Origin of the sequence: Gemmobacter aquarius, from assembly GCF_003060865.1 — a bacterium.
Lineage (GTDB): Bacteria > Pseudomonadota > Alphaproteobacteria > Rhodobacterales > Rhodobacteraceae > Paragemmobacter > Paragemmobacter aquarius.
Map to the genome: position 1 here is coordinate 27802 of NZ_CP028920.1, position 26707 is coordinate 54508.

General features: G+C 61.7%; 30 protein-coding genes. 14 read left to right on the plus strand and 16 right to left on the minus strand.

Annotated features, from left to right (window positions below; genetic code table 11):
* The first annotated feature begins 15 nt into the window (after positions 1 to 15).
* Positions 16 to 1491: a multicopper oxidase family protein gene (locus tag HYN69_RS19360; protein WP_108437549.1), complete on the plus strand. Its 1476-nt coding sequence runs from the start codon at positions 16 to 18 to the stop codon at positions 1489 to 1491.
* A gap of 58 nt (positions 1492 to 1549) precedes the next feature.
* The gene (locus tag HYN69_RS19365; RefSeq protein WP_230426604.1) at positions 1550 to 2071 is read left to right on the plus strand and encodes a TlpA family protein disulfide reductase; all 522 of its coding nucleotides are present in this window, start codon (positions 1550 to 1552) and stop codon (positions 2069 to 2071) included.
* 66 nt (positions 2072 to 2137) lie between these two features.
* Here the strand turns inward: HYN69_RS19365 and HYN69_RS19370 are convergent, their stop codons facing one another.
* The 7 genes from HYN69_RS19370 to lnt all read right to left on the minus strand — a co-directional run bounded on the left by HYN69_RS19370 (position 2138) and on the right by lnt (position 7279).
* Positions 2138 to 2614, minus strand: a complete 477-nt coding sequence (locus HYN69_RS19370) for a DUF411 domain-containing protein (protein ID WP_108437550.1) — start codon at positions 2612 to 2614, stop codon at positions 2138 to 2140.
* On the minus strand, positions 2611 to 3840 hold the full coding sequence (locus HYN69_RS19375; RefSeq protein WP_216824709.1) for a M23 family metallopeptidase: 1230 nt from the start codon (positions 3838 to 3840) through the stop codon (positions 2611 to 2613). Before HYN69_RS19375 ends, HYN69_RS19370 begins: the two co-directional genes overlap by 4 nt.
* Positions 3791 to 4393, minus strand: coding sequence for an SCO family protein (locus tag HYN69_RS19380; protein ID WP_108437552.1), 603 nt, complete (start codon positions 4391 to 4393; stop codon positions 3791 to 3793). The genes HYN69_RS19375 and HYN69_RS19380 overlap by 50 nt, the downstream gene beginning before the upstream one ends.
* Positions 4372 to 4794, minus strand: coding sequence for a copper chaperone PCu(A)C (locus tag HYN69_RS19385; protein ID WP_230426605.1), 423 nt, complete (start codon positions 4792 to 4794; stop codon positions 4372 to 4374). Before HYN69_RS19385 ends, HYN69_RS19380 begins: the two co-directional genes overlap by 22 nt.
* Before the next feature lie 54 nt (positions 4795 to 4848).
* A complete protein-coding gene (locus HYN69_RS19390) occupies positions 4849 to 5442 on the minus strand; it encodes an SCO family protein (protein ID WP_108437554.1) in 594 nt (197 codons plus the stop codon).
* Between the two features lie 104 nt (positions 5443 to 5546).
* Positions 5547 to 5720 (minus strand): hypothetical protein, encoded by a 174-nt coding sequence (locus tag HYN69_RS21050; protein WP_174213677.1) that lies wholly within the window; start codon positions 5718 to 5720, stop codon positions 5547 to 5549.
* Entirely contained in the window at positions 5717 to 7279 is a 1563-nt protein-coding gene (lnt, locus tag HYN69_RS19395; RefSeq protein WP_108437661.1) for an apolipoprotein N-acyltransferase, read from the minus strand. The genes HYN69_RS21050 and lnt overlap by 4 nt, the downstream gene beginning before the upstream one ends.
* Positions 7280 to 7546: 267 nt before the next feature.
* Between lnt and HYN69_RS19400 the strand changes: the two genes are divergently transcribed.
* The 4 genes from HYN69_RS19400 to HYN69_RS19415 all read left to right on the plus strand — a co-directional run bounded on the left by HYN69_RS19400 (position 7547) and on the right by HYN69_RS19415 (position 10625).
* Positions 7547 to 8140, plus strand: coding sequence for a L,D-transpeptidase (locus HYN69_RS19400; protein ID WP_108437555.1), 594 nt, complete (start codon positions 7547 to 7549; stop codon positions 8138 to 8140).
* 347 nt (positions 8141 to 8487) lie between these two features.
* A complete protein-coding gene (locus HYN69_RS19405) occupies positions 8488 to 9141 on the plus strand; it encodes a L,D-transpeptidase (RefSeq protein ID WP_108437556.1) in 654 nt (217 codons plus the stop codon).
* Positions 9138 to 9455 (plus strand): hypothetical protein, encoded by a 318-nt coding sequence (locus HYN69_RS21850; protein ID WP_216824710.1) that lies wholly within the window; start codon positions 9138 to 9140, stop codon positions 9453 to 9455. Before HYN69_RS19405 ends, HYN69_RS21850 begins: the two co-directional genes overlap by 4 nt.
* A 435-nt stretch (positions 9456 to 9890) precedes the next feature.
* Positions 9891 to 10625, plus strand: a complete 735-nt coding sequence (locus HYN69_RS19415) for a cytochrome c biogenesis CcdA family protein (RefSeq protein ID WP_174213680.1) — start codon at positions 9891 to 9893, stop codon at positions 10623 to 10625.
* A 3-nt stretch (positions 10626 to 10628) separates the two neighbouring features.
* Here the strand turns inward: HYN69_RS19415 and HYN69_RS19420 are convergent, their stop codons facing one another.
* On the minus strand, positions 10629 to 11954 hold the full coding sequence (locus tag HYN69_RS19420) for an Nramp family divalent metal transporter (RefSeq protein WP_108437558.1): 1326 nt from the start codon (positions 11952 to 11954) through the stop codon (positions 10629 to 10631).
* A 118-nt stretch (positions 11955 to 12072) separates the two neighbouring features.
* Between HYN69_RS19420 and mntR the strand changes: the two genes are divergently transcribed.
* The gene (gene mntR, locus HYN69_RS19425) at positions 12073 to 12525 is read left to right on the plus strand and encodes a manganese-binding transcriptional regulator MntR (RefSeq protein WP_108437559.1); all 453 of its coding nucleotides are present in this window, start codon (positions 12073 to 12075) and stop codon (positions 12523 to 12525) included.
* Positions 12526 to 12531: 6 nt separating this feature from the next.
* Here the strand turns inward: mntR and HYN69_RS19430 are convergent, their stop codons facing one another.
* The 5 genes from HYN69_RS19430 to HYN69_RS19450 are packed head-to-tail and all read right to left on the minus strand — an operon-like array spanning position 12532 to position 17007.
* Positions 12532 to 13191, minus strand: coding sequence for a DsbA family protein (locus HYN69_RS19430; protein WP_108437560.1), 660 nt, complete (start codon positions 13189 to 13191; stop codon positions 12532 to 12534).
* A complete protein-coding gene (locus tag HYN69_RS19435) occupies positions 13188 to 13625 on the minus strand; it encodes a disulfide bond formation protein B (RefSeq protein ID WP_108437561.1) in 438 nt (145 codons plus the stop codon). The genes HYN69_RS19430 and HYN69_RS19435 overlap by 4 nt, the downstream gene beginning before the upstream one ends.
* Positions 13612 to 14097 carry a signal peptidase II gene (gene lspA, locus HYN69_RS19440; RefSeq protein ID WP_108437562.1) on the minus strand — a complete coding sequence of 162 codons (486 nt, stop codon included), beginning with the start codon at positions 14095 to 14097 and terminating at the stop codon, positions 13612 to 13614. The genes HYN69_RS19435 and lspA overlap by 14 nt, the downstream gene beginning before the upstream one ends.
* Positions 14094 to 14717, minus strand: coding sequence for a methyltransferase family protein (locus HYN69_RS19445; protein WP_108437563.1), 624 nt, complete (start codon positions 14715 to 14717; stop codon positions 14094 to 14096). Before HYN69_RS19445 ends, lspA begins: the two co-directional genes overlap by 4 nt.
* 4 nt (positions 14718 to 14721) lie before the next feature.
* Positions 14722 to 17007: a heavy metal translocating P-type ATPase gene (locus HYN69_RS19450; protein ID WP_404811434.1), complete on the minus strand. Its 2286-nt coding sequence runs from the start codon at positions 17005 to 17007 to the stop codon at positions 14722 to 14724.
* An 89-nt stretch (positions 17008 to 17096) separates the two neighbouring features.
* Between HYN69_RS19450 and HYN69_RS19455 the strand changes: the two genes are divergently transcribed.
* From HYN69_RS19455 to HYN69_RS19475, 5 genes are all read left to right on the plus strand, one after another.
* Positions 17097 to 17537: a MerR family transcriptional regulator gene (locus tag HYN69_RS19455; protein WP_108437565.1), complete on the plus strand. Its 441-nt coding sequence runs from the start codon at positions 17097 to 17099 to the stop codon at positions 17535 to 17537.
* Entirely contained in the window at positions 17534 to 17869 is a 336-nt protein-coding gene (locus HYN69_RS19460) for a YnfA family protein (protein ID WP_108437566.1), read from the plus strand. The genes HYN69_RS19455 and HYN69_RS19460 overlap by 4 nt, the downstream gene beginning before the upstream one ends.
* A 486-nt stretch (positions 17870 to 18355) precedes the next feature.
* Positions 18356 to 18751, plus strand: coding sequence for a FixH family protein (locus HYN69_RS19465; protein ID WP_108437567.1), 396 nt, complete (start codon positions 18356 to 18358; stop codon positions 18749 to 18751).
* The gene (locus HYN69_RS19470; RefSeq protein WP_108437568.1) at positions 18748 to 20211 is read left to right on the plus strand and encodes an efflux RND transporter periplasmic adaptor subunit; all 1464 of its coding nucleotides are present in this window, start codon (positions 18748 to 18750) and stop codon (positions 20209 to 20211) included. Before HYN69_RS19465 ends, HYN69_RS19470 begins: the two co-directional genes overlap by 4 nt.
* On the plus strand, positions 20208 to 23378 hold the full coding sequence (locus HYN69_RS19475; protein ID WP_108437569.1) for an efflux RND transporter permease subunit: 3171 nt from the start codon (positions 20208 to 20210) through the stop codon (positions 23376 to 23378). The genes HYN69_RS19470 and HYN69_RS19475 overlap by 4 nt, the downstream gene beginning before the upstream one ends.
* 74 nt (positions 23379 to 23452) lie before the next feature.
* Here HYN69_RS19475 and HYN69_RS19480 read toward each other — a convergent pair whose 3' ends face one another.
* From HYN69_RS19480 to HYN69_RS19490, 3 genes are all read right to left on the minus strand, one after another.
* A complete protein-coding gene (locus HYN69_RS19480) occupies positions 23453 to 24298 on the minus strand; it encodes a hypothetical protein (RefSeq protein WP_108437570.1) in 846 nt (281 codons plus the stop codon).
* A gap of 215 nt (positions 24299 to 24513) precedes the next feature.
* On the minus strand, positions 24514 to 25152 hold the full coding sequence (locus HYN69_RS19485) for a hypothetical protein (RefSeq protein ID WP_226341210.1): 639 nt from the start codon (positions 25150 to 25152) through the stop codon (positions 24514 to 24516).
* Entirely contained in the window at positions 25149 to 25559 is a 411-nt protein-coding gene (locus HYN69_RS19490; protein ID WP_108437571.1) for a hypothetical protein, read from the minus strand. The genes HYN69_RS19485 and HYN69_RS19490 overlap by 4 nt, the downstream gene beginning before the upstream one ends.
* Positions 25560 to 25748: 189 nt before the next feature.
* On the opposite strand from HYN69_RS19490, the gene HYN69_RS19495 reads away from it, so the two are divergent.
* The gene (locus tag HYN69_RS19495; RefSeq protein WP_151720041.1) at positions 25749 to 26087 is read left to right on the plus strand and encodes a hypothetical protein; all 339 of its coding nucleotides are present in this window, start codon (positions 25749 to 25751) and stop codon (positions 26085 to 26087) included.
* The gene (locus tag HYN69_RS21605; RefSeq protein ID WP_226341211.1) at positions 26071 to 26694 is read left to right on the plus strand and encodes a lytic transglycosylase domain-containing protein; all 624 of its coding nucleotides are present in this window, start codon (positions 26071 to 26073) and stop codon (positions 26692 to 26694) included. The genes HYN69_RS19495 and HYN69_RS21605 overlap by 17 nt, the downstream gene beginning before the upstream one ends.
* Positions 26695 to 26707 lie beyond the last annotated feature (13 nt).

The window sequence follows — 26707 nt, forward strand, 5'->3', positions numbered from 1 at the left end:
TTCAGGAGAACTCGCATGCTATCTCTTTCTCGTCGCGGCTTTTTGGCCGCTTCTGCGGCCACGGCCGCATCTTTGGTCCTGCCCGCTCGGGTGCGGGCCCAATCCGCCCGGATGTCTTTGACGGCCACAACCCGGACGCTTGACATCAAAGGCCGGGCCGCAACCGTCTGGGGGCTCATGGATGGCAATGGCCGCTCGGGGCTTGTACTCGATCCTGGACAGGCCTTTGCGGTTGACCTCAAGAACTCGCTCGCAGAGCCTACCATCATTCACTGGCACGGACAGATCCCCGACAACGCACAGGACGGTGTCCCCGACCTGCCGATGCCAATGCTGCAGCCCGGTGACATCCGCGCCTACGACTTCGCGGCAAGGCCGGGCACCCACTGGATGCACGCCCACGTCCCGGCGCATGAAATGCTACTTCTAGCAGCGCCACTGATCGTGCGGCGGCCCGAGGATGTTGCGGCAGATCGTCAGGAGGTGACGCTGTTCCTGCACGACTTTGCGTTCAAGTCGCCCGCCGAGGTGCTGACCGAAATCACCGGCGGCGCATCGATGGCCGGCATGGATCATGGCCAGTCGGGGCAAGGTGCCATGGACCATTCCGGGATGGACATGGGCGCCATGGAGCAGGGCGGCATGATGGCGATGCCGGGCATGGACGGCATGGCAATGGACCTCAACGACTACAACTTCGATGCCTATCTCGCCAACGACCGGACGCTTGACGACCCGGAAGTCGTACAGGTGGACAAAGGCGGGCAAGTGCTGGTCCGCGTGATCAATGCCGCCGCTGCGACTGTCTTCTGGATCGATACGGGCGCGCTTCCCGGACGGCTGGTTGCGGTGGACGGCGAGCCGGTGCAACCGCTGCCTGGCAGTCGCTTTGGTGTCGCGATGGGCCAGCGTCTCGACATCGAGCTGGAAGTACCGAGGGAGGGCGGGGCGTATCCGGTTCTCGCCTTGCGCGAGGGCGCCAAGGAAAGGACGGGTGTCATCCTGGCCACGCCGGGGGCCGCTGTGGCGAAGATCGCTGACTTGTCGGAGCGAGACCATCCCGCCTTCAGCGGCGATCTCGCACAGGAAAGCTTGCTTCGCGCGGTCACTCCGTTGCCCGAACGTGCGCCCGCATCGCAGCCGATGCTCATGCTGGGTGGCTCGATGATGCCCTATGTCTGGACGATCAACGGACAGACCTGGGGCACCCATGTGCCGGTAACGGCGAAGTCCGGCGATCGGGTCGAGATGATGTTTCACAACATGTCCATGATGGCACATCCGATGCACCTTCACGGTCACGCGTTTCAGGTGGTCGGCACTGGTGGCGCGCGTTTTGCAGGTGCGGTACGCGACACCGTGCATGTGCCGCCGATGGGCATGGTGACGGTTGCGTTGGACGCAGGTGAAGCCGCGCGCTGGATGCTGCATTGCCACCATATGCCCCACCTCTCGACCGGCATGATGACCGAGTTCGCGGTTTTAGCCTGAAGCGCGCCCGGACCTGCAGCCAGTCTGCGGGTCCGGGCCTTTTTACGGGGAACACGCCATGCTCACCCATATCTGCCGCCGGTCGGTACTCGTCGGCCTCGCCATGCCCTATCTCGCAACTCCGGCTGAGGCTCGGCCTCCATTCCGACTTCGGAGCGACCCTCAGCAACTGCTTTCACCCCCGATCCTGGATGAGAAAGGAACCACCCGGTATCTCGACGACTTCGCCGGACGGGTGATCCTTTTGAACATTTGGGCGACGTGGTGCCCGCCCTGTCGGGAAGAGATGCCGATGCTTGAGCGACTTGAAAAACGGCTCGGCGGCGCGGATTTCGCGGTCCTGCCTCTTTGCATTGATGACGCTGGGATTGGCCGGGGCCGACAGTTCTATGACGAGATCGGTCTGGACGCTCTGCCGCTCTATTGGGCTGAGCCATTAAGGGTTCAGCTTGCCCTGGCCTTTATCGGGCTGCCGACAACGCTTCTGATTGACCGTCAAAGCCGCGAGATCGGACGGCTACAAGGTCCGTTCGCTTGGGACAGCGACGACGCCGTCGAACAGATCGTCGGTGCCTTTTGACTGGTCTGTTGTGTCGGCCGAAGAGCGCGAAGGCAATGATCGGAATCCGCAAGCAATGATGTGATATCAGGCGGCCGGATAGCTGGTGTAAACCTCTAGGCCGCCATCGCGCCGGATCAGTACTACATCGTAGGCATCGCGGCTGTCTTCAGACCCCATGCCGGGCGAGCCGTAAGGCATGTCGGGCACGGCAAGTCCGACAGCGTCGGGACGCTCAGCCAGCAACCGCCGGATGTCTGCGGCGGGAACATGGCCCTCAAGCGCATAGCCTTCGACCGTTCCCGTGTGGCAGGAAAACGCCTTGACCGGAACTCCCTGATCCATCTTGAAGCGGATCAACAGCGTGCCCATCGAAACTTCATCGGTCACGGTGAAGCCTTGCTCCCGCAGATAGTCGACCCATGCTTCACAGCACTCGCAGCCACGCCCCTTGACGACATGGATTGGCGGTTCTTCCTCTGCCTTAGCTTTGGCGGCAGGGGTTACGGCAAATGCTGTTGCTGCAAGGATGACCTCGCGGCGTCCGATCAAATATCTGTTCATCCGCGTTCTCCGTCAGTTCCTGAAATGAAGCCAGTTTCGCTGCGCCAGGTGGCGAGCGCATTGAGATCATCTGCCGAAGCAATCTCCTGTTCCGGCAAGGCGTCCTGGTCTTTAGGATCGACCGGTCTGCCGTCGACACGAACTTCGTAGTGAAGGTTGGGGCCGCTCACGAGCCCTGTCGCGCCGACCGCGCCAATCTCGTCTCCCGCCTTGACCCGTGACCCCACGCGAACGTCTTCGGCGATCTCTGAAAGATGCGCATATCGCGTCACGACCCCACCGCCGTGATCAATGTCGATCGTGGTGCCATAGCCGCGGATCGAGCCCGCAAAGATCACCCGACCGGCGCCGGTCGCCGAGACTTCGGTGCCCACGGGTGCCGCGTAATCGATCCCGGTATGCATGCGAACCCCACCCAACACGGGATGGTTCCGGCGCCCAAAGACGGACGACAGTCGTGCACCAAGGATGGGTGCCGCTGAACGCTGCACGGCTTCGCCATCTTCAAAGACGATGACCGGGCCGGCGGCTTCGGTCGCAACGAGTTCGAGGACGCGGTCGCGAAGCTCCAACCGCGCGTAACTCAGGCGCGGCTCGCCCGCGATGCTGCCATCGGGAAGTTGGTCTTCCTGCCAGACCAGCGCGAAGGTCTCTCCGCCCTTCAGGTCGCGCCTGAAATCGACCTGGCCCGCAAGAACTGCGGTTAGGTCAACCGCAAAGCGTTCTGGTGCATTTCGGGCCGTCAAGGCGTCGTAAAGGGTTCCGTCGAGGGTCAAGGTCTCCCGCCGGTCCGTCTCACGAACCGGTGGGTCGATGCGCTGTGCGGCTAATGGCCCATCGAAGCGAAGAGCAATCTCCACACCATCTTCCACGAAGAGTGACAGGCGTGTCAGCGATGCTGAATCCCCGGACGCTGCCGCCCATTCGATCCGGTGACCGGGTCGCAGATCGGTCAAGTCGTAAACACCTGACAGCGCGAGGGCAGCTTCTGCCCGGATCGTCGCGGGGATTCCTGCGTGACCAAGGACGCTGTCCAATGTGTCACCGGGTTCGATTGTGGCTTCGAATGCCATCGGCAAATGCGCCGTCGGAGGATCTGCCACTGCCTGGAGCGGGGCGAGAGATGCGACAGCAAGGATCAGAAACGCGGAGCGGATCATCTGGCAGAATGACCTTTCAACTGAGGGTTCGGCGGATTTTGGGAACGGCGAAGCGCCGGTCTTCATGGAAGTCGATGATGCTGGCAAAGCGCCCATCGGGGTGGAACAGGAGCACACCGGCGGTGTGGTCCATCGTATAGTCGCCGCCATCCTTGTCGACGCGGCGATAGGTTACCCGGAAATCTGCGGCGGCCTGCGCGACCTTGTCGGCGGGACCCGTCAACCCGATGATACGCGGGTCGAAATTGCTGACGTAATCCGCAAGGACGTCGGGCGTGTCTCGTTCCGGATCGACCGAAATCAGCGCCACGATCAAGCGGTCCGCGTCGGCTCCCAGTTCTTCGAGCCAGAGCGATATGTCGCTTAGTGTGGTCGGGCAGACGTCCGGGCACCAGGTGAAGCCGAAGAACACCATGACCGGGCGACGGGCCCAGTCTGTGGGTCGGACGGACTGACCCCGGTGGTCGGTCAATGCCCAGGACATCTCGCCGATTGGCAAGGGCAGGACCTCGCTGAGAGCTGGCCTGTTGCGCGTGCGATAGGCTCCGACGCCCAGCATGAAGGCGACGGCTCCGATGGCACCTCCAGCGCCGAGGATTATTGCCCTGCGTCGGCGCAATCCGGACCCTCCGCGCGCAACGAAAGGACATCGACATTCATCGTGACCTCTCCGGCCTTTTCAAAGATGAGGGTGACCGGAAAGCTGTCCCCTTCCTTCAGGGCTGTCGTCAGCCCCATCAGCATGCCGTGGTATCCGCCAGGCGAAAGCTGCACGCTCTGGCCGGCCGGCACAGGGATGGACATCGCATGCGGCATTGATGCGATGCCGTCCTGAACGACAGTCTCGTGCAGCATCGGCATACCGGCTGCAGGCGTTGCAATGCCGATCAGCGCATCGTCCGCAGATCCAGCGTTGGTGATCCCCACATAGAAAACGCCGGGTCGCCCCGCGCCAATCGTCGCCTTGGACCAGGCGTGCTCAACGGTCAGATCACCGATGGTCACGGTCTCGCAGGCCATGGCGGCAGGCGCGGACACGATCAGAGATGCGGCAAGGAGGAAGTGTTTCATGGGTCAAAGTCTCGATTGAAGGTCGGAGAGGATTTCGGCCGCCGGAGTGCCGTAGGTGAATTGACGCAGCCACGCGCCATCTGGGCCGATCAGATAGAGGCCAGGGCTGTGCGCCATCGTGTAGCCGTCCGGCGAAGTGGTGTCGGCCTCCCGCTCGTAGAAGATCTTGAAGCTTGCGGCCGCAACTTGTGTTTCGGCCTCGCTGCCGGCCAGACCGAGGATCGCTGGGTGGAACGCCTTGGTGTAGTCAGTCAGTCCAAGCCGTCTGTCCCGTTCGGGATCGATCGAGATGAAGATCGGCTGCACCGATCCTGCCTCGGATCCAAGGTCATCCATGACCTGTGCAACTTCGGAGAGTGTCGTGGGGCAGACATCCGGGCAGCTTGTGAAGCCGAAGAACACCAACAGGAACTTTCCGCGGAATTCGTCCGTCGTACGGATACGACCTTCGCTGTCTGCAAGTGCGAAGGTGGGCGTGAAAGCAGATGCTGCAGCTGCGCTGTCCTCCGTTGCAGGCCACCACCGCGCCGCCGCAAAAGCGACGACCGCCGCAGTCGCGGCGACCCAAAGGATGATCTGAAGAGAACGAAGACGCATGAACAGTCCAGGCGATGAGAACAGCGTGCGGTCTAGAACCTCGAGCAACTAGAGGTTCAACCGACAAAAAGGTGAGGAGTGCAGCACCGGCGAGGTTTCGCCGATCAGGCCGCCCCAAGAAACCGGGCAAGGGCAACGCCAAGGAGGGTGCCAAACAGCCCGAAAGCGATGGCGAAGCCTGCGCCATATTGCAGGCGGTCCAGCGTCTTGCCGCCGCGCTGTCGGGCGAGATAGTAGCCCCACAGGAATCCGACGATCCCGAAAACTGGTCCGATCATTTCTGGCTTCCTTTCAAGACCGTTTTTTTCCGCCAGACCCAGAAGGCGAAAACTCCCCAAGAGCCAAGGATAAGGAGAAGTGCGGACCAGTCGCCAAGACGGGCGTAGAGGGTCGGTGGCAGGGATCTCGGTAAGCGCATGTCGATTACGCCAGAAGTCTCAATGTCCAGCATCGCCAGTGTCTCGCCGTAGGCATCGACCACCGCCGAGATTCCCGTATTTGCGGCCCGCACGAGTGGAAGCCCCTCTTCGATGGCTCGCATCCGGGCTGAAGCCAGATGTTGCTTTGGACCAATCGAGCTGCCGAACCAGGCGTCGTTGGTTGCATTGAATATCCAGTCCGGTCGGATGGCATCATCGACCACATGCCCGGGAAAGATGATCTCGTAGCAGATAGCGATGCCCGCATAGGGATGTGGGCCGAATGCAAGGGTGCGGGGACCCGGACCGGGGAGGAAATCACCTAAAGATTCGACCAATCGCTGGAACGGCAGGACTCTCCGCCACGGCACGTATTCACCAAAGGGCACAAGGTGATGCTTGGCGTAGCGCGTCAGGACGGAGCCATCCGGCGCGATGGCGAGCACAGAGTTTCGGTACACTGTTTCGTTAGAGGTAACCTCCCGCTCAGGACTGCCCGCCAACAATACGGCGGTCTTCGGCAAGAGCCACCCAAGCATGATACGGGCCCCAGTGTCTTCGGCGAGAAACCCCGGCCATGCGGTTTCGGGCCAAAGCAGGATATCGTAGTCGCCCGGGCGCGCAGAAAGAGCCAGAAGCCGAAGGATGTTGGCTTTCCGGGATCCTTCATCCCACTTGGCGCTTTGCGCGATGTTCGGTTGCACGACGCGGATTTGAGTGCCGCGCTCCGACGGGGGATCGGACAAGGTCAGGCGCGCAAAACCGAAACCAGCGACGGTGACCGCAATTGCGGTGGCGCTGGCGAAACGGATGACTTGCAACCTGCGAGCGGGCGCGCGGAAAGCCAGCCCGACCAGTGCTGAACAAAGCACCAAGAGGAACCCCAGCCCATAGCTGCCGACCAGGGAGGCCATCTGCGCGAGAGGCAACCAATCGGCCAGCGTGTAGGCAGCAAGGTTCCAAGGAAACCCCGTCAGAACATGCCCCCGCAGCCATTCAAGGCCGGTCCAGCCTGTCGCAAGCGAAAGCGAGAGCGGCAATCCGGCGCGCGCCATGCGGGCGGCAAGGGCACAGGCAAAAGCCGGAAACACTGCCAGCAGAGCTGCAAGGCCGAACACGGCTGGCAAAGCCAACCATCCGAACCGATCTGCCTCGACCTGAAAACTTTCGGTGATCCAGAAAAGCCCGGGCACGAACTGGCCTAAGCCAAACAGATATCCGATTCGAAACGCGACAGGCCACGGCGTGCCATGCAACATAATTGCCAGCACAGCGAAGGCGATCAGCGCAAAGGGCAGGATCGAATATGGCGGCAAGGCGAGGACAAGTGCGGCACCAGCGGCCAGGGCCACGCCCAAACCGGGCAGACCTTGAAGCAGCTTTCCGCCGGAAAAGGGATGAGCGTCTGAAGTGATCAATCCTGCGAAAGCCCCCGTCTTGAGTGGCGAGGGCTAATTGCTCTAGCTACTTGAGATGCAAGGCATGCGTTGCCGGATCACGGCAATGTCAGAGTGTCGAGACCTGTTGGTCGACTTCCATGGGCCCATCAGAAACCTCGCAAGAAGAACGGCGCAGTGATTGTAGCGCTTTCGGCCCAAACCGTGCTCTGTTGACGGCTCTTTGATTTGTCCCGGAGGCAAGAGGACGATACTGCCCATTCCGAAACGTAGGTGAAGGAGTGATCCATGGCCGAGGAACGGATCGGGCGACGGGCTTTGATGGGCGGAGCAGTCGGGATGGCGGGTCTTGCGGCCCTACCAGCCTTGGCGCAGGACGGCACGACCGAGTTTCAGGCTCCTGTATCCGGCAGCGTACGGAACAACGTGTCCAGCTTCCGGATGCCTCAGTGGCGGGACTATTTTGAGAATACTAAGGGTGGTGCAATTCTGGCGGACACAAAATCACGCGCACTGCATTACTGGTCAGAGGATCAGTCGATCTACCGGCTCTATCCCTCGTCCGTCCCCCTGTCCGAGGAACTGACGCGGCTCGGGCGGACCGAGATTGTCCGCAAGGCTGTGAACCCGCCGTGGCGTCCGACGGCATCCATGCTCGAGCGCAACCCGGACTGGCCGAAGATGGTCGAAGGCGGATCCAAGGACAACCCGCTTGGTGTCCGCGGATTGTATCTGTCCTGGCCTGCCTATTTGATCCACGGCACCCATGATACCCGGAAGATCGGTCGCAGATCATCGAACGGGTGCATCGGCCTCTACAACGAGCATGTCATTGAACTTTACGAGCTTGCACAAGTCGGCACTCAGGTGCTGCTGATCTGACGATCAAGGGGCAAGCTGTCGGACCGCTTGGCAAAAGACCTTTTGCATCCGGCTCAGAGCTTACCGCCTTAGCCCACCGTTCTGCGTGAGAAAGTGAGAGCGTTTCGGCCGCATGAGATGCAAATGTATCGAGAAAAGCACAGGGCGGTGTTACATCGAAAGGCGCATTAGAGCTGGTGGTCTGTTCTGGGAAAAATTTGTGTCCGGCAGTAAGCGCGACAGTCTTCGTCTTGCTGTATTGCGGAGGTAACAGTGACTTGACTGGACTTGAGACCAGAAAGCGGTGCCGTTAACGACTAACCCTTCTGGTGTATTCGGGAGGCACTCATATTGTGAAAGCGAAGCGGATGGTCGATCGACGCGGATTTTTGGTAGGCGCCGCCGCGCTAGTTTCCTCTCCAGTGGTGGCGGGCTCGCATCTTCAAGACCAGTGGGACGCGTGGGACGCAGAGGTGACACCACTTGGCTATGAACCTACCACAACGAACCCTTGGGGACTTCATCCGCGCCTGTTGCCGACGCGCGTCCAAGCGCGCACTGGTCTGGTTCCCGGTGACATCCATGTTGATGCGATCGCCCGGTACTTATACCATATTCAACCAGATGGATCAGCTATGCGCTACGGTGTCGCCATCGGCCGCGACGGACTTTACGAACCTGGAACCTACACGATCAGGCGCAAGGCGAAGTGGCCCAACTGGACACCAACCGCGTCGATGATTGCGCGGGAACCAGAGATCTACGCCAAGTTCGCTGACGGGATGGCACCGGGTCCAGGCAATGCCTTGGGATCACGCGCACTTTATCTCTACCTGGGCGAAAGGGATACGTATTTGCGCATTCATGGAACCCCACTCCCGCGGTCTATCGGCAGCCGGGCAAGCTCAGGTTGCGTCCGCATGGTAATGCCACACATCAATGATCTTTACGATCAGGTCCAAACTGGTGTGACAGCCCACCTTTATCCAGCTGAAGAAGGCGATAGGGTCACCACCGCATGACCCTTCCGCTTGGCCGCGCGTTCCATGGTCAACACTACAACATGGACACGCTCGACCGAAAGTGGACGTTTGTTCGTATCGCGACTATTGGCTCAGCCCGTTACTTCGGATTGAACAGCAGCCTGTGTGCAGATTGGGCGCCCCGCGACGGTTCGCAGTGGCAGCATTGTCGTCTCGACCGGCCCGACGTAGCGGTACCAGTAGCAACCGTCCTCTGGCCTCAAAAGCACTTCCTGAAGATTCTGGTAAGGTGCGGCAATCGCCCCAACCCCTTCCGGCAATTCTTTGAGAAACCCTGTTTCCTTGTCGATTGACTGACTGGCCGGAACTGAGCAGGCACCCACAATTAAGCAGCACCCAAGTCGCACAAGAATTAGCGTCGATCTGCCTAACATAAAAATTCCCCTTGCTCGGGCTGAACGCCACCTCAGACCGTGCGGAAGTAAACAAGCCAGCGATGGAGCGCTAAAGTCGTCCCATGCTTGCCCCAGAGAGCAGTTCGGACGACAATCTCTGACGGCACGGATACACCCACTTATGGATCGAGGTTCAAGTCTTGTCGGCGAACTGCGCGCGCGGTTCACTCAAATGTGTACCATGATCGTCTTGATTCCTGCCCTGCATGGAAGCGGGAGGCAAGAACCTGCTTGCTGCTCAGGTTGCTTGAGGTGTTAGCGAACTCTCAGGCTTATCGCGTCGAATGTCGGGCGATGGTGTCAATTTCATTTGTCGAAAAGAGAGCAGGACCCGTGTTTGAAATTTCTGGCGTTGGAGTCCTCGCGGCCTTTTTGGGAGGGGCTCTGTCTTTCCTGTCCCCGTGCGTGCTGCCGCTGGCGCCCGGTTATGTGTCCTACATAGCAGGGCAACCGGGCCAGAGTGCGCACGGTGTCGTGCAGATGAAAACTCGCCTGAATCGCCTGCTCTTGAGCCTTTATTTCGTTATGGGTTTCTCGACAGTATTTATTTCCTTGGGCGCTGGTGCCAGCCTTCTCGGTGGCTTGCTTTTGCAATGGAAATACGAGCTCGGCATTGTCGGCGGTGCGCTTATCATCGTGTTTGGATTGGTCATGACCGGGCTTATACGGCCGGGCATCCTGCTCCGTGACACGCGATTCACATTTGATGCAAAAGGCGGAAACCCTCTTGGCGCCTATTTGCTTGGGCTCGCGTTTGCTTTTGGCTGGACGCCTTGCATTGGGCCAGTTTTAGGGTCGATCTTGACGGTGAGTGCGGCTTCGGGGGCAGATGGCGTGGCCCTTTTGACAGTGTACTCGGTCGGCCTTGGTGTTCCGTTCCTGTTGCTCGCCGCATTTACGAATGAACTGGCCGCACGCATCAGGCGACTTGGTCGTGCAAGCCTCTGGCTTCATCGGGTAGCGGGCGTTGTCATGATCGCTATGGGTATCGCTGTAATGACCGGGCAGATCACGGATATTGCTTTCTGGTTGCTAGAGACATTTCCTGTTTTGGGAACGATCGGCTGAGGGTCAGCCCAAAAGCACGGTCGACAGCAGGTTCACGTTCAGCACGATAATCACGGCCGCAATCAACCAACAGAGGCCGGTCAGCCAGCGGGGTGCGACCAGTTCGCCCATCTTGGCGCGGCTGGCTGTGAACATCACCAAGGGCACTATGGCGAAGGGAAGCTGGAATGACAGCACCACCTGACTCAGGATCAAAAGCTCACCCACACCACCGCTGCCGTAGAGCAGGATCACGAAGATCGCTGGGATGATGGCAAGGCCCCGGGTAATCAGCCGCCGCGCCCAAGGGGCGATGCGCAGGTTGATGAAACCTTCCATCACGATCTGTCCGGCCATGGTGGCGGTGACAGTAGAGTTCAGCCCCGCGCAGAGGAGTGCCACACCGAACAGGACCGGCGCGAGCGACGAGCCGAGCAAGGGCTCCAGCAACAGATGCGCCTTGTCAATTTCGGCTACGTCGTTTTGCCCCACGGTGTAGAAGGCAGCAGCGGCCAGGATCAGGATCGATGCATTGATCGTCAGCGCGAACATCAGTGCGATGGTGCTGTCCCAAGTCGCCAACCTCAGCGCCTCGCGCTTCGAGGGCAGATCAAGCCCGAAGGCGCGAGTCTGCACGATCCCCGAATGCAGGTATAGGTTATGCGGCATTACCGTCGCCCCGATAATGCCAAGAGCGAGGTAGAGCATCGTCGGGTTGTTGAAAATCTCGCGGCTTGGGGCAAAGCCTGCGATGACCTCGCCCCAGACTGGGTCGGCCTGAGCAATCAACACGACAAAACAGGCCGCGATCAGCGCCATCAGCGAGATGATCAGCGCCTCGATCCAGCGGAACCCCTTGTTCTGCAGCCACAGGATCAGGAACACGTCGGCGGCTGTGATGAAGATGCCGATCTCGAGCGGGATGCCGAAGAGCAGGTTGAGGCCGATGGCCGTGCCGATCACCTCGGCCAGGTCTGTGGCGATGATGGCCAGTTCGGCAAAGATCCAGAGCGGGACGGACATCCATTTCGGGAAAGCATCGCGGCAGGCCTGCGCCAGATCGCGGCCCGAGGCGACAGCCAGCCGCGCGCAGAGAGACTGCAGGAGGATCGCCATGATGTTCGACAGAAGCGCGACGAACAAGAGCGTGTAACCGAACGCCGCGCCACCGGCGAGCGAGGTCGCCCAGTTGCCGGGGTCCATATAGCCCACTGCCACCAGATAACCGGGACCGATGAAGGCGAGGAACCGGCGGAACCGGCTGGTGCCACCGTTCCCGACCGCGATGGTGCGGAAGACTTCGGAAAGGGAGGGAGTCTCGCTTTCCTGCCGCCAGGCATTGGTCGTCATGGCTCTTGGCACTCCTGGCTTGATCGCGCCCGACAAGACGCGGCGCATAAAGTTAGACAATGCTAACATTCTGCCCCGCGCCTTTACTTGTCAATCCATCCCGTGCGAGACTATTCACATGACAGAGTTCGATCCTGCACCCCAAGCCACAACGGATGACCGGCCCGCGGACCTGCGCGCCGGGGCGTTTCAGGGTGTTCGCGAAGCCCGGCGCAATGAACTAGCCGAGGACTATGTCGAACTGATCGCCGAACTGATCCACCAACACGGCGAAGCGCGCCCCGTAGACATCGCCGCCCGGCTTGGTGTGAAGGTGCCGACAGTGAGCAAGACGCTCGACCGTCTGGCGCGGGAGGGACTGATCACCCGCGCGAAGTATCGCTCGGTGTTTTTGACGGACACAGGCCGTGCGCTCGCGAAGGAATGTCGGCGGCGGCACGAGATCGTGCTACGCTTTCTCATCAGTCTGGGCCTTGATCCCGAGACAGCGGAACGCGATGCCGAAGGCATCGAGCACCATGTCAGCGAGCGAACGCTGGCCCTGTTTTCAGCCTTCGCCAACCGGTCCTGAAGGCCTTCAGCTATTCTCGACCGCAAACCGCACATCGGCGATGAGGCTGTCGGCGCTGAAATTCTCCAGCCGTTTGCCATTAAGGAAGAAGGTTGGCGTTTGGCGGATAGCCAAGGCTTCCACGTCGGCCGCATCCTGATTCAGGATACCAGTGATGCCCGGGAAGAACTGGTCCGTCTCGGCCTTTTCAAGATCGAGGCCTGCAGCCCCGGCAATCTCCCAGGCGACATCCATCTCGGGCGAGCCATGGACAGCCCAGCCTGGTTGCTGTTCCAGCAGCGCATCCAGCACCGGCTCGAACTTGTCTTGCATCCGCGCAGCCTCGAGGATGCGCACTGCCTCGTCCGAGCCTTCATGGAAAACGGTGTAGCGCAGCACCACCCGGACCTGCGTCGGGAACTGCCGCCGGATTTCCTGCACCACGGGGTGGTATGCACGGCAGGCCTCGCAGGAGGGATCGAAGAATTCAACCAGTGTGACGGCGGCATCGGCGGGGCCGAAGCTAGGGGAGTAGTCACGGACCAAGAGGGCCTGATCCTCGGTTGGCGTGGCGGCGGCCGCCGCTTCTGCCTCGGCGTCGCGGCGCTGTTTCAGCACGAAGGCGCCACCCGCGAAGGCAGCAACACCAAGTGCGGAGGCTCCAAGGATAAGGGTGCGGCGGTTCATGTGCGGTGTCCTTTCGGCAGGATGAGACAGGCAAGGATCGCCGCAAAGGCGACCGCTGAGAGATAGGGGATCGGCAGGCCAAGGATCATCTGCGCCTCACCGGTGCAGGAGGGGCCATTTTCAGTGCATGGCACGATCGGTGCGGGCAGGATCCCTGCGTACAGGCCCGAATGCCATGCCGCAAGTGCGAGCCCGGCGAAAGCCAACGGCAAGCCATAGGTGCGCGCCATCCCGTCTCCCCGCCAGAGCGACAGGCCAAGGATCGGCACCAAGGGGAACATGGCGATACGCTGATACCAGCAGAGCGTGCAGGGCATCTGACCAAGCACCTCTCCGATGAAGAGCGCACCAAGCGTGGCCGCCAGTGCGATCAGGAAAGCGACGGTCAAGGAAAGGTCGTCACGCGACAGGCTCTGCGGGTCAGCTTTGGTCAAGAACCGGCTCCTTGCGGCGACGAAGGGGAAGCGAGGCGGCAAGGATCAGGACCGTGCCGAGAGTGATCGCAATATCGGCGACGTTGAACGTGGGCCAGTGCCAGTCACGCCAATAGAAATCAAGGAAATCAGTCACGGCACCCTGCCGAAGCCGGTCGATGATGTTGCCAAGCGCCCCGCCCACGACCAGTGCAAAGCCTGCCCTTTCCAAAGCAGGTTGCGCCCGGAATGCCATGACGGCGAAGGCGATGGTCAGTGCGCCCGTCAGCGCAGCCATCAGAAGGGGCTTACCCGCCATGAACCCGCCCATCATGCCAAAGCTCGCGCCGGTATTGAACCCGAGGGAAAGGTTGAGGCCCGGCAGGACCGGGACCGCAGTCCCCTGCGACAGCAGCGACAGCGCTGCGGTCTTGGTCAACTGGTCTGCCACCACTGCGGCAGCAATCAGCGAAGTCAGCATCACCCTGGTCATTCTACGGCCTTGCTCTTGATGCCGATCCAGCGTGGGACCGACGCGGCGTAACGATCATAGTCCGGCCCGATCGCCGCGCGCAGGGCGGCCTCTTCCGACCTGACTTGCGTGCTGGCCGACCAGAGGAACAGGAGCGGGGCCAGGACCGTAGGGATTGCCGGAACCGCCATCGCAACACCCACCAGCAGCGCCGCTTGACCCACAAAGGTTGGGTTGCGACTGAAACGGTAAAGCCCGCCCGAAACCAGATCGCCCGTCTCGCCGCCCACCAAGCCGACGCGCCAGGATGATCCCATCGACATCTGCGCGGCAAAGGCCACCATCGCGCCAAGCCCCGCGACAAAGACCCCGATCAGACCAAGGAGGACGCCGCGCCCCTCGGTCCAAAGCGGATCGATCTTGTGCAGGATAGGCACGGCGAGCCAGAGGAGCGGCCCGAAGAACGCCAAGGCAAAGGCCACGCGAAACCCGATTGCCGCCAGCCGATCGCGCCCCGTGGCGCGGGCGAACAGCCATACAGGCCGACCCGCCGCTTTCGCGGCCAGCGCGCTGCCCCAAAAGAACAGGGCCAGATAGCCGAAGAGAAGGGCCAGTGCGGCCCAGCCGAAACCGGAGATCATCGTCCTACGCCTCCCGTTCCGGATTGAACCGCAGCAGGCGCAGCGCGTTCAGCGTCACCAGCACAGTCGCTCCGGTGTCAGCCAGGATCGCGATCCAGAGACCGGTCAGACCGAATACCGAGGTCACGAGGAAGACGGCTTTCAGCCCGAGCGCGATGGTCACGTTCTGGCGGATGTTGGCCATCGCAGCGCGCGACAGACGGATCGTGGCGGGAATGTCGGTCACTCGGTCACGAAGAATGGCCGCATCGGCCGTTTCCAGCGCCACATCAGTTCCCGAGCCCATCGCCACGCCAACGCTTGCCTGTTTGAGCGCGGGGGCGTCGTTGATGCCGTCGCCGATCATCATCACGCTGCCTTGGGTACCGATCTCGCGGATATAGGCGAGCTTGTCCTCGGGCAGCATGTCGGCCTCGAACTTCAGCCCAAGACTTCCGGCAATCGCGGCGGCCGTGCGCGGGTTGTCCCCGGTCAGGATCACCGATGTCACTCCCATGGCCGTCAACTGGCGCACCGCGTCTTTGGCATCCGCACGCGGCTCGTCTCGCATGGCGATAAGGCCCAGCGGGTTCTTTTCGCGGAACACGGCGACGGCGGTCTTTCCGTCCTCCTCAAAAATCGTGGCCTGCCGAAGACCGATGCCATCGAGCCCGCCATGCTCCATCGCATAACGGGGCGAGGATACATAGGCCACCGCGCCGCCCACGGTTGCAACAACGCCTTTGCCCATCAGGGCCTTGGCATCCTGCGACGGCAGCGCGGAAACGCCCGCGTCCTTGGCCTTGTTCAGGATCGCAATCGCCAGCGGGTGGCTCGACCCTGTTTCGACGCCCGCAGCAACGGCAAGAAGCTCGGCCTCGGTCGTTGCCCCGAACGGCACCACATCCGTCACCTGCGGGCGGCCATGCGTCAGCGTTCCGGTCTTGTCGAAGGTCACGACCTCCACCTTCGCCGCCGCCTCGATCACTGCGCCGCCCTTCATCAACAGCCCACGCCGCGCCCCGGTGGACATGGCGGAGGCAATGGAGGCGGGGACCGAAATGACCAGCGCGCAAGGGCAGCCGATCAGGAGCAAGGCAAGGCCGCGATACACCCAGGTGTCCCAGGGTTGACCGAATGCCAGCGGCGGTACCACCACGACCAGCGCCGCAACGGCGACGATTGCGGGCATATACCAGCGGCTGAAACGGTCTATGAAGCGTTCGGTCGGCGCGCGCGCCTCCTCGGCCTCTTCGACCAAGCGGATGATGCGGGCGATGGTGTTGTCTTCCGCGCCCTTGGTGACCTTCACCCGCAGCGCGGCCTCAGTGTTGATTGCGCCTGCAAAGACCGCATCCCCCGGCCCGCGCGTTTTGGGGACGCTTTCGCCGGTGACCGGGCTTTCGTCCACGCCCGAGGTGCCATCCAGGATCTCGCCATCGGCCGGAATCCGGTCGCCGGGGCGAACAAGCACGGTCTGGCCGATGGTCAGGCTTGCGGCGGGCACCTCACGCGTGGTGTCGCCGGTGACCAGTTGTGCCGTTTTCGGGACAAGGTTCGCCAAGGCCCTGATGCCGTCTCGCGCCTTGCCAGCGGCCACGCCTTCGAGCACCTCGCCTACGGCGAACAGGAAAACGACCAGCGCCGCTTCTTCCGCCGCGTTGATGAACAGCGCGCCGATGGCCGCGATGGTCATCAGGCTTTCGATGGTGAAGGGCTGACCCATGCGCAAGGCGGAGAAGGCACGCTGCGCCACTGGGGCCACGCCGATCAGACAGGCGGCGACAAAGGCCCATTTGCCGATCTCGGGCGCAAGATACTCGATGATCCAGGCCGCACCGAGCAACAGCGCGGTGAAGATGACCAGCTTGCCCTTGGCCGTCTGATACCAGCGCTTGCCCCGGTCGGCGGGGTCATCATGGACATGGCCGGGGCTGCCGTGACCGCTGTCGTCGCGCTTTGCGGCGGCCGCCTTCGGGCCGTGGTCGTGCCCGGCGTGATCGTGGCCCTCATGTGCCGCATGGTCATCGTCATGCCCATCGTGGGCACCGGGCAGAACGAAGTCCTTCTTCGCCCCAGCCGCGCGTGGCGCAATCTGATAGCCAAGCGCACGGACGGTCTTCTCGATCTTGTCCCGCTTGGTCTGCGTCTCGTCCAGGGTCAGCCGCAGGCGCTCCGTCATGATCCCGACCTCGACGCCGCTTACCCCCGGAAGACGCGCCACCGCATCCCTGATCTTGGTCGCGCAGGACCCGCAGTCCATGCCCGTCACGGTCCAGTCGCAGTACGTTTCGCGTGCAGCTTCCGACATTGTCATTCCTCCTGCCGCAGGGCGGGCAGTTGCTTTCATCGAATCAAGAACCTAATGTCTCTAGCAACTATAGCTTCAAGGGGAATCTGATGCTGACCATCGGAAAACTGGGCGAGGCAGCCGGGGTGAAGGTTCCGACGATCCGCTATTACGAACAGATCGGCCTTTTGCCCGAGGCGGAACGCAGCGCGGGCAACCAGCGGCTCTATGGCCGCAAGGCGATGGAGCGTCTGGCGTTCATCCGGCATGCGCGCGATCTGGGTTTCACGCTGGAAGCGATCCGCGATCTCCTCAGCTTGTCGGACAGACCCGACCAGTCGTGTGCCGCCGCAGATGCCATCGCAAGGGCGCAACTGGCCGAAATTGAAAGCCGCCTTGCCCGCCTGACCGCGCTGAAGGCCGAACTCGAACGCATGGTCGTGCAATGCGCAGGCGGGAAGATCGCCGACTGCCGGGTCATAGAGGTGCTGGGAGACCATTCCCTGTGCGCGACAGATCACCGCTACCCAGAAAGCGAGGTGCCGTCATGACCGCGCCCGGCACACTCGCCATCTATGCCGGAGCGGCCCTGGCCGAAATCCTCGGCTGCTTTGCCGTCTGGGCCTGGATGCGGCAAGGCGCAAGCCCGCTCTGGCTGCTGCCTGGCCTGGTTAGCCTCGCCGTGTTCGCCTGGCTTCTCACGTTTGCCCCGGCCGATTTCGCGGGGCGCGCTTATGCGGCCTATGGCGGTGTCTACATCGCTGCCTCTCTCGTCTGGCTTTGGCTTGTCGAGAAGCAGCGTCCGGATGCTTGGGACATGACGGGTGCTGCGATTTGCTTGCTCGGCGCAGCAATCATCCTTCTTGCGCCCCGGGCGGCTTGATCAACAACAACACTCGGTCAACCGTTTGTGCGTTGTCGAAATTGTCTCCTCATGTCATGCACGTCGAATGTCGTGGATTGTCCGATCATTTCTTGCGGTGCTTTTGGCTGTGTCCCTGTTCGGGGCCGCAGTCAGTGAGGTATCGGCCGGACTTGCAGCGGAGATTGCGGCAGCTGCCGACCCGTGCTGCGAAGGCGATTGCCCTGAGGACACGGCATGCGGCGTCGCCTGCGAAATGATGGCGCGTGGCGGAATGACAATGCTCGCTCTGGTACAAGTCCCAGGGCTGTCCGTTACCGAGGAGGCATCTGCTGCTGTCCTGATGCTTCCTGACCGGCATCCTCCATCCGGGCTTCCGCCGGATGGCTTGAGGCGACCTCCCCGCATTTGACCCTGCCGCGTGCGTCAGCGCGCGGATGATGCCGTTTGCACCTGCGCCAGTTGGCTTCGCGGGTGCGCGATCGTTGCAATCAAAGGGTCTTCCTCATGACAAGCATGTTCCGCCGCATTTGCGGCTCCGTTCTGGCACTTCTCATCGGCGCATCTGCCCTCTGGGCAGGTGCCGACGACTACCGTTTCGAAGTCGTCTCGACCGACCATCGAGTCGGATCTGGGGTGACGATTGAACTTCGTCTGACCGATCTTCGCACCGGCCAGCCGGTCGAGGGCGCGGTTATCTATGCCACGCGCATGGACATGGCCCCCGACGGGATGGAGATGATGACCTCACCCGTCACCGCATTGCCGGCCGAAGGTCCGGGCACTTACTTGTTCAGCACGGATCTCACCATGGCGGGCGGATGGCGGTTTTCGGTGGCGGCCAAGGTGCAGGGTGAACCGGAAACCGTGAAGGCAGAACTGGAATTGCGAGCCGAGCCATGAGCGCGGTTGGCAAGCTGACTGCCGCAGTCCTTGTTGCAGGCAGTGCCGGATGGATCGGGCTGACCGCAGGCGAAAAGGGAATCACCGTGGCCAGCCTGATAGGCATGGCTGAGATGCAGCTTGCCGTCTTGATGGGCAATGACGCAGTCGCCATGCCGGGTGCTGACGCCCCTGAAGCAGAGCCGACCGGCCCGGTGATCTACTGGAGGCACCCGGATGGGTTGCCCGAATGGTCGGTATCCGAGCGGCAAACGGCAGATGGGCGCGCCTTCCTGCCTGTTCTCGCCAGCGAGGATCTCTCGCTGGGCCCTGCGCCCGAGCCCAGTTCAGAAATGGCAATGGCTGAAACAGGTGAGCGGACCATCCTCTACTACCGCAACCCGATGGGCCTGCCAGACACCTCGCCAGTGCCGAAGCAGGACTCAATGGGGATGGATTACATCCCCGTCTATGACGGTGAAAACAGTGATGACGGCTCGGTCACTGTCAGCCCTGGCAAGTTGCAGCGCACCGGGGTGCGGACGGCCGAAGCAGTGTTGGCACCTCTGGCGGCCACATTACGGGCGCCGGGCATCGTGGAACTGGACGAACGCCGGATCAGCGTAATTTCGTTGCGCGCCGACGCCTTCATAGAAACCGTTGCCGATGTGACCACGGGCAGCACGATCGCCGAAGGCGCACCGCTCGTGACGCTTTATTCACCCGAGATCGCTGCCGCTCTTGCACAGTTCCTGACCGACGTGCGGTCGGAAGGGCGGTTGAGGGAGGGCGCGCGGCAACGATTGGAAAACCTCGGCGTGCCGGGAGAGGTGATCGACCGCATCGCGACCGAGGGCCAGACGACAGTGAGTATTCCGATCATGGCCCCGCGCAGCGGCGTGGTGCTGGAGCGGATGGCGGTCGAAGGCATGATGTCGGAAGCGGGCGATACCCTGTTCCGCATCGCTGACACCTCGACCGTCTGGGTCATCGCCGAAGTGCCTGAAGCGGCGCTGATGGAGATTGCAGTAGGAACAGAGGTTCGGGTGAGCTTTCGTGGCCTCACGGATGGCCCGATTCCGGGCCGTATCGACACCATTTACCCCGAGATCGATATGATGACCCGCACTGGAAAGCTGCGGATTGAATTGCCGAACCCGGACGGGCGCCTACGCGCCAACATGTTCGCCGAGGTCGAAATCATGCTCGGCGGTGCACCCGTGGTGCAGGTACCAGAGGGTGCTGTGATCGACACCGGCGACAGGCAGGTGGTGATCCTTGATCTGGGTGAAGGGCGGTTCCGGCCCGAACCTGTGACCGTGGGGCGCAAGGGCGACGGCATGATCGAGATCGTCAGCGGCGTGGGCGCGGGCGACATAGTGGTCAGCTCTGCCACCTTCTTGATCGACGCCGAAAGCAACCTCAATGCGGCTTTGGCTGCCCTTGCAGCGCCCGGATCCACCCCGGAGGCCAACCCATGATCGCCCGCATTATCGAATGGTCGGCCCGCAACGTGCTGCTTGTGCTCTTTGCCACCGTCTTTACCGTGGCTGCGGGCCTTTGGTCCCTGCGCACACTGCCGATCGACGCCATCCCCGATCTGTCGGATGTGCAGGTGATCGTGCTGACCGAATATCCTGGGCAAGCGCCGCAGGTGGTCGAAGATCAGGTGACCTATCCCCTCACTTCGGCCATGCTGACCGTGCCACAGTCACGCGTGGTGCGCGGGTTCTCGTTCTTCGGCATCTCTTTCGTCTACATCATCTTCGAAGATGGCGTGGACCCCTACTGGGCCCGCTCGCGCGTGCTGGAATACCTCAACGCCGCCGCAGCACGTTTGCCGGATGGAGTGACGCCCGCGCTTGGGCCAGATGCGACGGGCGTGGGCTGGGTCTATCAATACGCGCTGAAGGGCGAGAACCTGAGCCTGGCCGAGCTGCGGTCCTTGCAAGATTGGGTAATGCGTTTTGCCATCAGCGGTGCCGACGGCGTGTCGGAAGTCGCCAGCGTCGGCGGGTTTGTGAAACAATACTCGATCACCGTCGATCCGGTGCGGATGCGGGCGCTTGGCATCACCCTGTCCGAGATCGGTGAGGCAGTTGCGGCCAGCAACATGGACACCGGCGGGCGCACGGTCGAGCTGTCGGAATTCGAGTTCATGGTGCGCGGGCGCGGCTATCTGGACGGCATAGCCGATCTGGAAATGGTCCCGATCCGTGCTGAGGGGGGCGTGCCGGTTCTGCTGCGCGACGTAGCGCGGGTCGAGATCGTGCCCGATGAGCGTCGGGGCATCGCAGAGCTTGATGGCGAGGGAGAGGTCGCCAGCGGCATCGTGCTACAACGAGTGGGGGCCAATGCACTCGACGTGATCGATAACGCCAAGGTCGAGATCGAGACCATCGCGCGAAGCCTGCCCGAGGGGGTGGAGATCGTCACGGTCTATGACCGGTCCGACCTGATCCTGTCGGCCATCGAGACCCTGCGGACGACCCTGCTTGAAGAAAGTATCGTCGTAGCCCTGGTCACCTTCGTGTTCCTGCTACACGTTCGGTCATCGTTGGTGGCGATTATCATGCTGCCCGTGGGTCTTCTGATGGCCTTCACAGCCATGCGCGCGCTTGGAATCGGGGCCAACATCATGAGCCTTGGCGGTATCGCCATCGCCATCGGTGCCATGATCGACGCCGCCATCGTGATGATCGAGAACGCCCACAAGCATCTGGAGAGGTCAGAACCCGGCAAGCCACGGGTTGAGGTGCTGATTGAAGCCGCATCCGAGGTCGGCCCCGCTCTGTTCTTCAGCCTACTGATCATCACCGTCTCCTTCCTGCCGATCTTCGCGCTGGCAGGGCAAGAGGGCCGCCTGTTCGGCCCCTTGGCTGCAACCAAAACTTTCGCCATGGCGGCAGCAGCACTCTTGTCGGTGACGCTGGTGCCCGCGCTGATGGTGATCTTCGTGCGCGGGCGGATTGTGCCCGAACACAGGAACCCGGTGAACCGGGTCCTGATCGCACTCTATCGCCCCGTCATCCAATGGGTGCTGCGGGCGCGGGTGTTCACCATACTCTTGGCGCTGGTCGCACTGGTCGCCACGATCTGGCCCGCGCGCCAATTGGGGTCCGAGTTCATGCCTGCGCTGGACGAGGGCACGATGATGTACATGCCCACCACCCTGCCGGGCCTCTCGGTCACCAAGGCCGCGGAACTGATGCAGATGCAGGACCGCATCATCCGCAGCTTCCCGGAAGTCGAGACTGTCTTCGGCAAGGCGGGACGTGCGCTAACGGCAACCGACCCGGCCCCGACCGAAATGTTCGAGACGATCATTCAGCTGAAGCCGAAGGATGAGTGGCGCGAGGGCGTCACGATGGAAAGCCTCCGGTTGGAAATGGACGCCGCGCTGCAATTCCCCGGCGTCTCGAACGCCTGGACCCAGCCGATCCGGGCGCGCATTGACATGCTGGCGACCGGCATCCGCACGCCGGTGGGGGTAAAGGTGTTCGGCACCGACCTAACAGAAATGGAGGCCGTCGCGCGACAGGTCGAGGCGGTGTTGCGCAATGTTCCCGGCACCACCAGCGCCTATGCCGAGCGGGTGATCGGCGGCTATTACCTCGACATTGTCCCAGACCGCGAACGGCTGGCGCGTTACGGCCTGTCGATTCAGGACGTGCAGGAAGTAATCGCCATGGCGCTTGGGGCCGAGGCGATCACCCAGACCGTCGAGGGGCGCGAACGCTACAACGTAGCACTGCGCTATCCCGCAGCGCTGCGACAGGATCCCGATGCCATCGCGCAAGAGGTTCAGGTCGCGCTTCCGGGTGGTGGCACTGTCCCCTTGGGCGAGGTCGCCGCTGTCGAGCGTACACGGGGTGCGACGTCGATCCGCACTGAGAACGGTCAGCTTGCTGTCTACATCTTCGTGGACATCGCGGGCCGCGATCTGGGCGGCTATGTCGCCGAGGCACAAGCGGCAGTGGCTGGCGAAGTGATCCTGCCGCCCGGCTATTCGCTGGGCTGGAGCGGTCAGTTCGAATACCTCGAACGTGCCAAGGCCCGGCTGGCGATCGTCGTGCCGATCACGCTGGCGGTGATCTTCCTGCTTCTTTTTCTGAACTTCCGCCGCCTGACCGAAACCCTGATCGTCATGCTGTCGCTGCCCTTCGCGCTGGTCGGCGGGGTCTGGCTGATGTGGTGGATGGGGTTCAACACCTCCGTGGCAGTCGCCGTCGGGTTCATTGCGCTGGCAGGCGTAGCGGCAGAAACTGGGGTGATCATGCTGATCTACCTCGACCACGCACTGGCCGAACGCCGGGCCGAGGTTGCCCGCGCAGGCCGCCCATTCACCCGCGCCGATCTCGATGCCGCCATCATGGTCGGCGCTGTCGAACGGGTCCGGCCCAAGATGATGACTGTCGTCGCAATCATGGCGGGTCTAATGCCGATCCTCTGGGCGCATGGCACTGGATCCGAGGTCATGAGCCGCATCGCCGTGCCGATGATTGGCGGCATGGTGTCGTCCACCATCCTGACATTGGTCGTGATTCCGGCTGTCTACGCACTGATCAAGGGGCGCGGGCTGGCGAAGGCAGAAGACATTGCCAAGGGTGGTGCAGTCGTAAAGCCAATGGGTCAATCCCTGGCCTGAAAGTAGTCGGAAAAACCCCAGCAAAACTGATTGGAGCAAGCAATTCCGAGGTCTCTCTTCCGCGTCAAGCCATCTCATCGGGAGATTTCTCCTGCCAAAACGGCGCGTCCGTGCACGGCGAGGATTGCAGCGAACCTTGGACAGCCAAACTGTCGCACGACATCTAGGACACGAGCATCGTAGGCGGTTTGGCCAATCAGGCTGCACAAATCCGATTCGTGAAACTGTCGGTTGGCGCTCGGAGCAGCCCGAATCTGCTGATGGAGCTCAAGCGTTTTGGGATCTTGGTTGGCCAGCAGCTTCGGCTCAGAAAAAACCGTTGGAGCCCGGCTTGACGAACTGGTCCGCCAGCGCCGCATGAAGCCGAGCAAGTAGCCAGCCGGGACATGGGCATTGCCGCGCGACCGGTTGAAGGTCAGGAAACGTTCCCAGATGACCTGCGTGTCGACGTTCCAGCAGGCCAGCGATGTCTTCGCAGCCTTGATCAAGGCTGCCCAGGGTGTTCGATAGACGTTCGTTCCTACGCCGATCTCGATCTTTCCTGCAAAGATAGTTTTGTTCTTAGACTCTCTAGATTGTGATGTGTCGCCTGGGGCTGACACGACATCTGGCAACGCATCGACATCGCTGCTCCCCGCGAACCGGAAAAGCCAAGGCGCGAACTTGCCGTTCGTCTTCCACCGGACCAGCGCCAGGCCAGAGGCTGCGAGCTCGACCAAAAGCACCGTCAGATGTTGCCGCGACACCCTCATTTTTTCCGCAAGATGAGCCAGCGTGAAAGCGGCAGTCCCGCGCTCGAGCCCGTTGTACCCATCTTTCCAGGCAATCCCGTCGAGGATGATCGTCGCGAGCTTATGGGCCGCCGTGGATAATGGGGTTTCCGTGATGCGGCGCAAGATAGCGCCCGTGGTGAGTTCCATGATGTGTCGTTCCGTCTTGGGGCGACATCAGACCGCGAGGCGTGCAAAATTTCGTTCCGGCAAAGGTATTTGCCGGTTGAACGGACCCAAAGCTCGCGCTAAAGTCCCACTACCACGAGGAAATCAGTGCGGCGTCGGGCCTATGGTCTGGCGTCGTTTCTGTTTCTAGGGGTTACGTCTTTAGATCGTTTCGGAGGGGGTAGTCGTTCAGGTTCTCAGTAGTGAACTTCTTCGTGTCCGTAGCTGCCTTCATAGTCGCGCCACTCGACGAAGACCGACCGGTGCCAATAGCTGCGACAGTCGGTCGGCACGGCGAAGTCTGAGGCGGTCGGCACCGCAGAAACGCTGCTCCGACGGCGGCTGTATTCGCCTTGATCGCCGTAGCTGCCCATGTAGACACTGCCCCAACTGTTACAGTCGCCATCAGAGCTGCGCCGCTGCTGGTAAGTGATCTCGAACACGCGGATCGAGCGGACGAAGTCAAACGCCGGGTCCGATATGTCGACATCCGCCCGATCTTGGACAAGCTGAAATGCGAAGGGCGTTTCCGGGACCGAGACGAGCGGCACAGGCTCACCGCGGAGCGCGATGTCGAACAGGCGCTCTATCGGTTTCGCCTCGCCCCGGAAACTCACCCGCATCGGGCAGTTCCAGATCTGCAGCGGCGGCTCAATCGGCCACGGCGTGATGCGGCGGATGAAGACTGCACGGGCATGCGCGCATTCTGCCGAGGCCGGCCAGCCCCCTGCGAGGCAAAGAAGGATCGCGCAGTCGACTGGGTAAGCCATTGCCGGAGTGACGGTTACGGTTGAGAGACCGACACCCAGGAGGAGGGCAGGGAGGAGAGGTTTCACGGGAGGTCCTTCTGAGCTGGCTGGATGTTGAGGAAGGTTGAATAGGCCTCGGTTGCCCTGTGGGCTTCCGACAGGGCGCGATTGCGCTCTGTGTCGAGGCAGGCGATGTGGGTGCTGACGGCCGCAAAATAGGCTTCGAACTCGGCCGCGATCTCTGCGCGGTACTCGGCGAGAACCGCCTCGGGGAGGTCGGTGACCGGCACTTCGGGCGGCAGGCAACGAATCACCTCTGGTTGTGCAATGGCTGCGGAGTTCATAAACATGAACACAATGATCGCGGCCAAATTCAGCTCTCGTCTGCGCATCTGAAGTGCTAATCCGGCCGATTGAACCGATCCGTGAACCCGCAAAAATGCCAATATTTCTTGGTCTTTTCTCAACGTCTGCGTCTCATTACGTGGCTCCATTTTCTCGAGGACCGACCGGTGCAGCTGCCTTCATGACACGCCGTCCGGTTCAACCGCAGGTTCGGGCATACGCCCTTCTTCTATTGTGTTTGTCATTTTTGTGTTGAATGCGCCATACTTTCTGTTAGGCATCGCCTCACAAAGAAATCTGCGATACAACGTTCCCAACAGATGATCCGAGGGGACCCCATGAATACCAAACGGCGCGCATTGCCTGTCTTGCTGGAGCGTGACTTCCGCAAGCTGGCCGCATCCGAAGGAGCGACTGTTGAGATCGAGTGTGTCAGTGCGCCCAACCCCGACGAACGGTTCTCGGGGGAATGGCTGTTCTACGTTGTCAGCCCCGCGGGCGAACGCTTCCTTCTGGTCACGGCGCTTGCGCGGGAACGTATCGTCAATTCCCCGATCGGTATGTTCGGGCTCGCCTTCGGCAAGCTCAACCTCGACCATCTCGACGTGCCTGCTGTCGCTGGCGCTGTCTGCACTGGCATGCGGAGCCGCCCAGGCGGAAGTGATCCGCTGGAATGATCCGGAAGGGCAGGGCGGAGAAGTCCACCTTGCAGCACTTGATTCATCCGTCCTGCGCTATGACGGTCAGGGGCAGCTCATCGTTCCTATTCACCCTGAACCAGTTGAAGAAGAGACGCGGGAAGGGGAGGGGGCAGAAGTCGCCGCTGATGTCTCCTTCAGCACCAAAGGGGTTGCAGCCCCAAGGGATGTCTTGCCACAGGTCCGGCTGATTGCGACCCGCTATCAAGACCATCCGGCCTTGGCGCAACTGGAGCTTTCGCCCGCTGAATGGGCCGCATTCTTTCAGGCAATGATCAAGGTCGAGAGCAATTACACACAAGAGGCTGTCAGCCATGCCGGTGCGCTTGGCCTCGCGCAACTGATGCCCGGCACGGCTGATTATCTCAACGTTGACCCCTCGGACCCCATCGAAAACCTCGACGGCGGCGCACGCTATCTTCTGGAACAAATGGCCGCCTTCGGCAGCCTAGAGCTTGCCCTTGCCGCCTACAACGCCGGCCCCGAGGCCGTGCGCAAATACGACGGCGTGCCACCCTACGCCGAGACACAATCCCACATCGTCAAGGTGATGGCGGTCTATGACCGCATCCTCACCGAGCTCTGAACCAAGAAGGACA

Bases quoted from the DNA above. Each gene is read 5' to 3' on its own strand.
- HYN69_RS19430 (WP_108437560.1), bottom strand. From the start codon at position 13,191: ATGAACCGCCGCACCCTTATCCTTGGAGCCTCCGCACTTGGTGTTGCT.
- HYN69_RS19495 (WP_151720041.1), top strand. From the start codon at position 25,749: ATGAATACCAAACGGCGCGCATTGCCTGTCTTGCTGGAGCGTGACTTC.
- HYN69_RS19480 (WP_108437570.1), bottom strand. From the start codon at position 24,298: ATGGAACTCACCACGGGCGCTATCTTGCGCCGCATCACGGAAACCCCA.
- HYN69_RS19375 (WP_216824709.1), bottom strand. From the start codon at position 3,840: ATGAAGACCGGCGCTTCGCCGTTCCCAAAATCCGCCGAACCCTCAGTT.
- HYN69_RS19390 (WP_108437554.1), bottom strand. From the start codon at position 5,442: ATGCGTCTTCGTTCTCTTCAGATCATCCTTTGGGTCGCCGCGACTGCG.
- HYN69_RS19445 (WP_108437563.1), bottom strand. From the start codon at position 14,717: ATGATCTCCGGTTTCGGCTGGGCCGCACTGGCCCTTCTCTTCGGCTAT.
- HYN69_RS19405 (WP_108437556.1), top strand. From the start codon at position 8,488: ATGGTCGATCGACGCGGATTTTTGGTAGGCGCCGCCGCGCTAGTTTCC.
- HYN69_RS21050 (WP_174213677.1), bottom strand. From the start codon at position 5,720: ATGATCGGACCAGTTTTCGGGATCGTCGGATTCCTGTGGGGCTACTAT.
- HYN69_RS19420 (WP_108437558.1), bottom strand. From the start codon at position 11,954: ATGACGACCAATGCCTGGCGGCAGGAAAGCGAGACTCCCTCCCTTTCC.
- HYN69_RS19490 (WP_108437571.1), bottom strand. From the start codon at position 25,559: ATGGAGCCACGTAATGAGACGCAGACGTTGAGAAAAGACCAAGAAATA.
- HYN69_RS19370 (WP_108437550.1), bottom strand. From the start codon at position 2,614: ATGAACAGATATTTGATCGGACGCCGCGAGGTCATCCTTGCAGCAACA.
- HYN69_RS19400 (WP_108437555.1), top strand. From the start codon at position 7,547: ATGGCCGAGGAACGGATCGGGCGACGGGCTTTGATGGGCGGAGCAGTC.
- HYN69_RS19475 (WP_108437569.1), top strand. From the start codon at position 20,208: ATGATCGCCCGCATTATCGAATGGTCGGCCCGCAACGTGCTGCTTGTG.
- HYN69_RS19450 (WP_404811434.1), bottom strand. From the start codon at position 17,007: ATGTCGGAAGCTGCACGCGAAACGTACTGCGACTGGACCGTGACGGGC.
- HYN69_RS21850 (WP_216824710.1), top strand. From the start codon at position 9,138: ATGACCCTTCCGCTTGGCCGCGCGTTCCATGGTCAACACTACAACATG.
- HYN69_RS19385 (WP_230426605.1), bottom strand. From the start codon at position 4,794: ATGGCCTGCGAGACCGTGACCATCGGTGATCTGACCGTTGAGCACGCC.
- HYN69_RS19460 (WP_108437566.1), top strand. From the start codon at position 17,534: ATGACCGCGCCCGGCACACTCGCCATCTATGCCGGAGCGGCCCTGGCC.
- HYN69_RS19455 (WP_108437565.1), top strand. From the start codon at position 17,097: ATGCTGACCATCGGAAAACTGGGCGAGGCAGCCGGGGTGAAGGTTCCG.
- mntR (WP_108437559.1), top strand. From the start codon at position 12,073: ATGACAGAGTTCGATCCTGCACCCCAAGCCACAACGGATGACCGGCCC.
- HYN69_RS19360 (WP_108437549.1), top strand. From the start codon at position 16: ATGCTATCTCTTTCTCGTCGCGGCTTTTTGGCCGCTTCTGCGGCCACG.
- HYN69_RS19470 (WP_108437568.1), top strand. From the start codon at position 18,748: ATGAGCGCGGTTGGCAAGCTGACTGCCGCAGTCCTTGTTGCAGGCAGT.
- HYN69_RS19465 (WP_108437567.1), top strand. From the start codon at position 18,356: ATGACAAGCATGTTCCGCCGCATTTGCGGCTCCGTTCTGGCACTTCTC.
- HYN69_RS19365 (WP_230426604.1), top strand. From the start codon at position 1,550: ATGCTCACCCATATCTGCCGCCGGTCGGTACTCGTCGGCCTCGCCATG.
- lspA (WP_108437562.1), bottom strand. From the start codon at position 14,097: ATGACCAGGGTGATGCTGACTTCGCTGATTGCTGCCGCAGTGGTGGCA.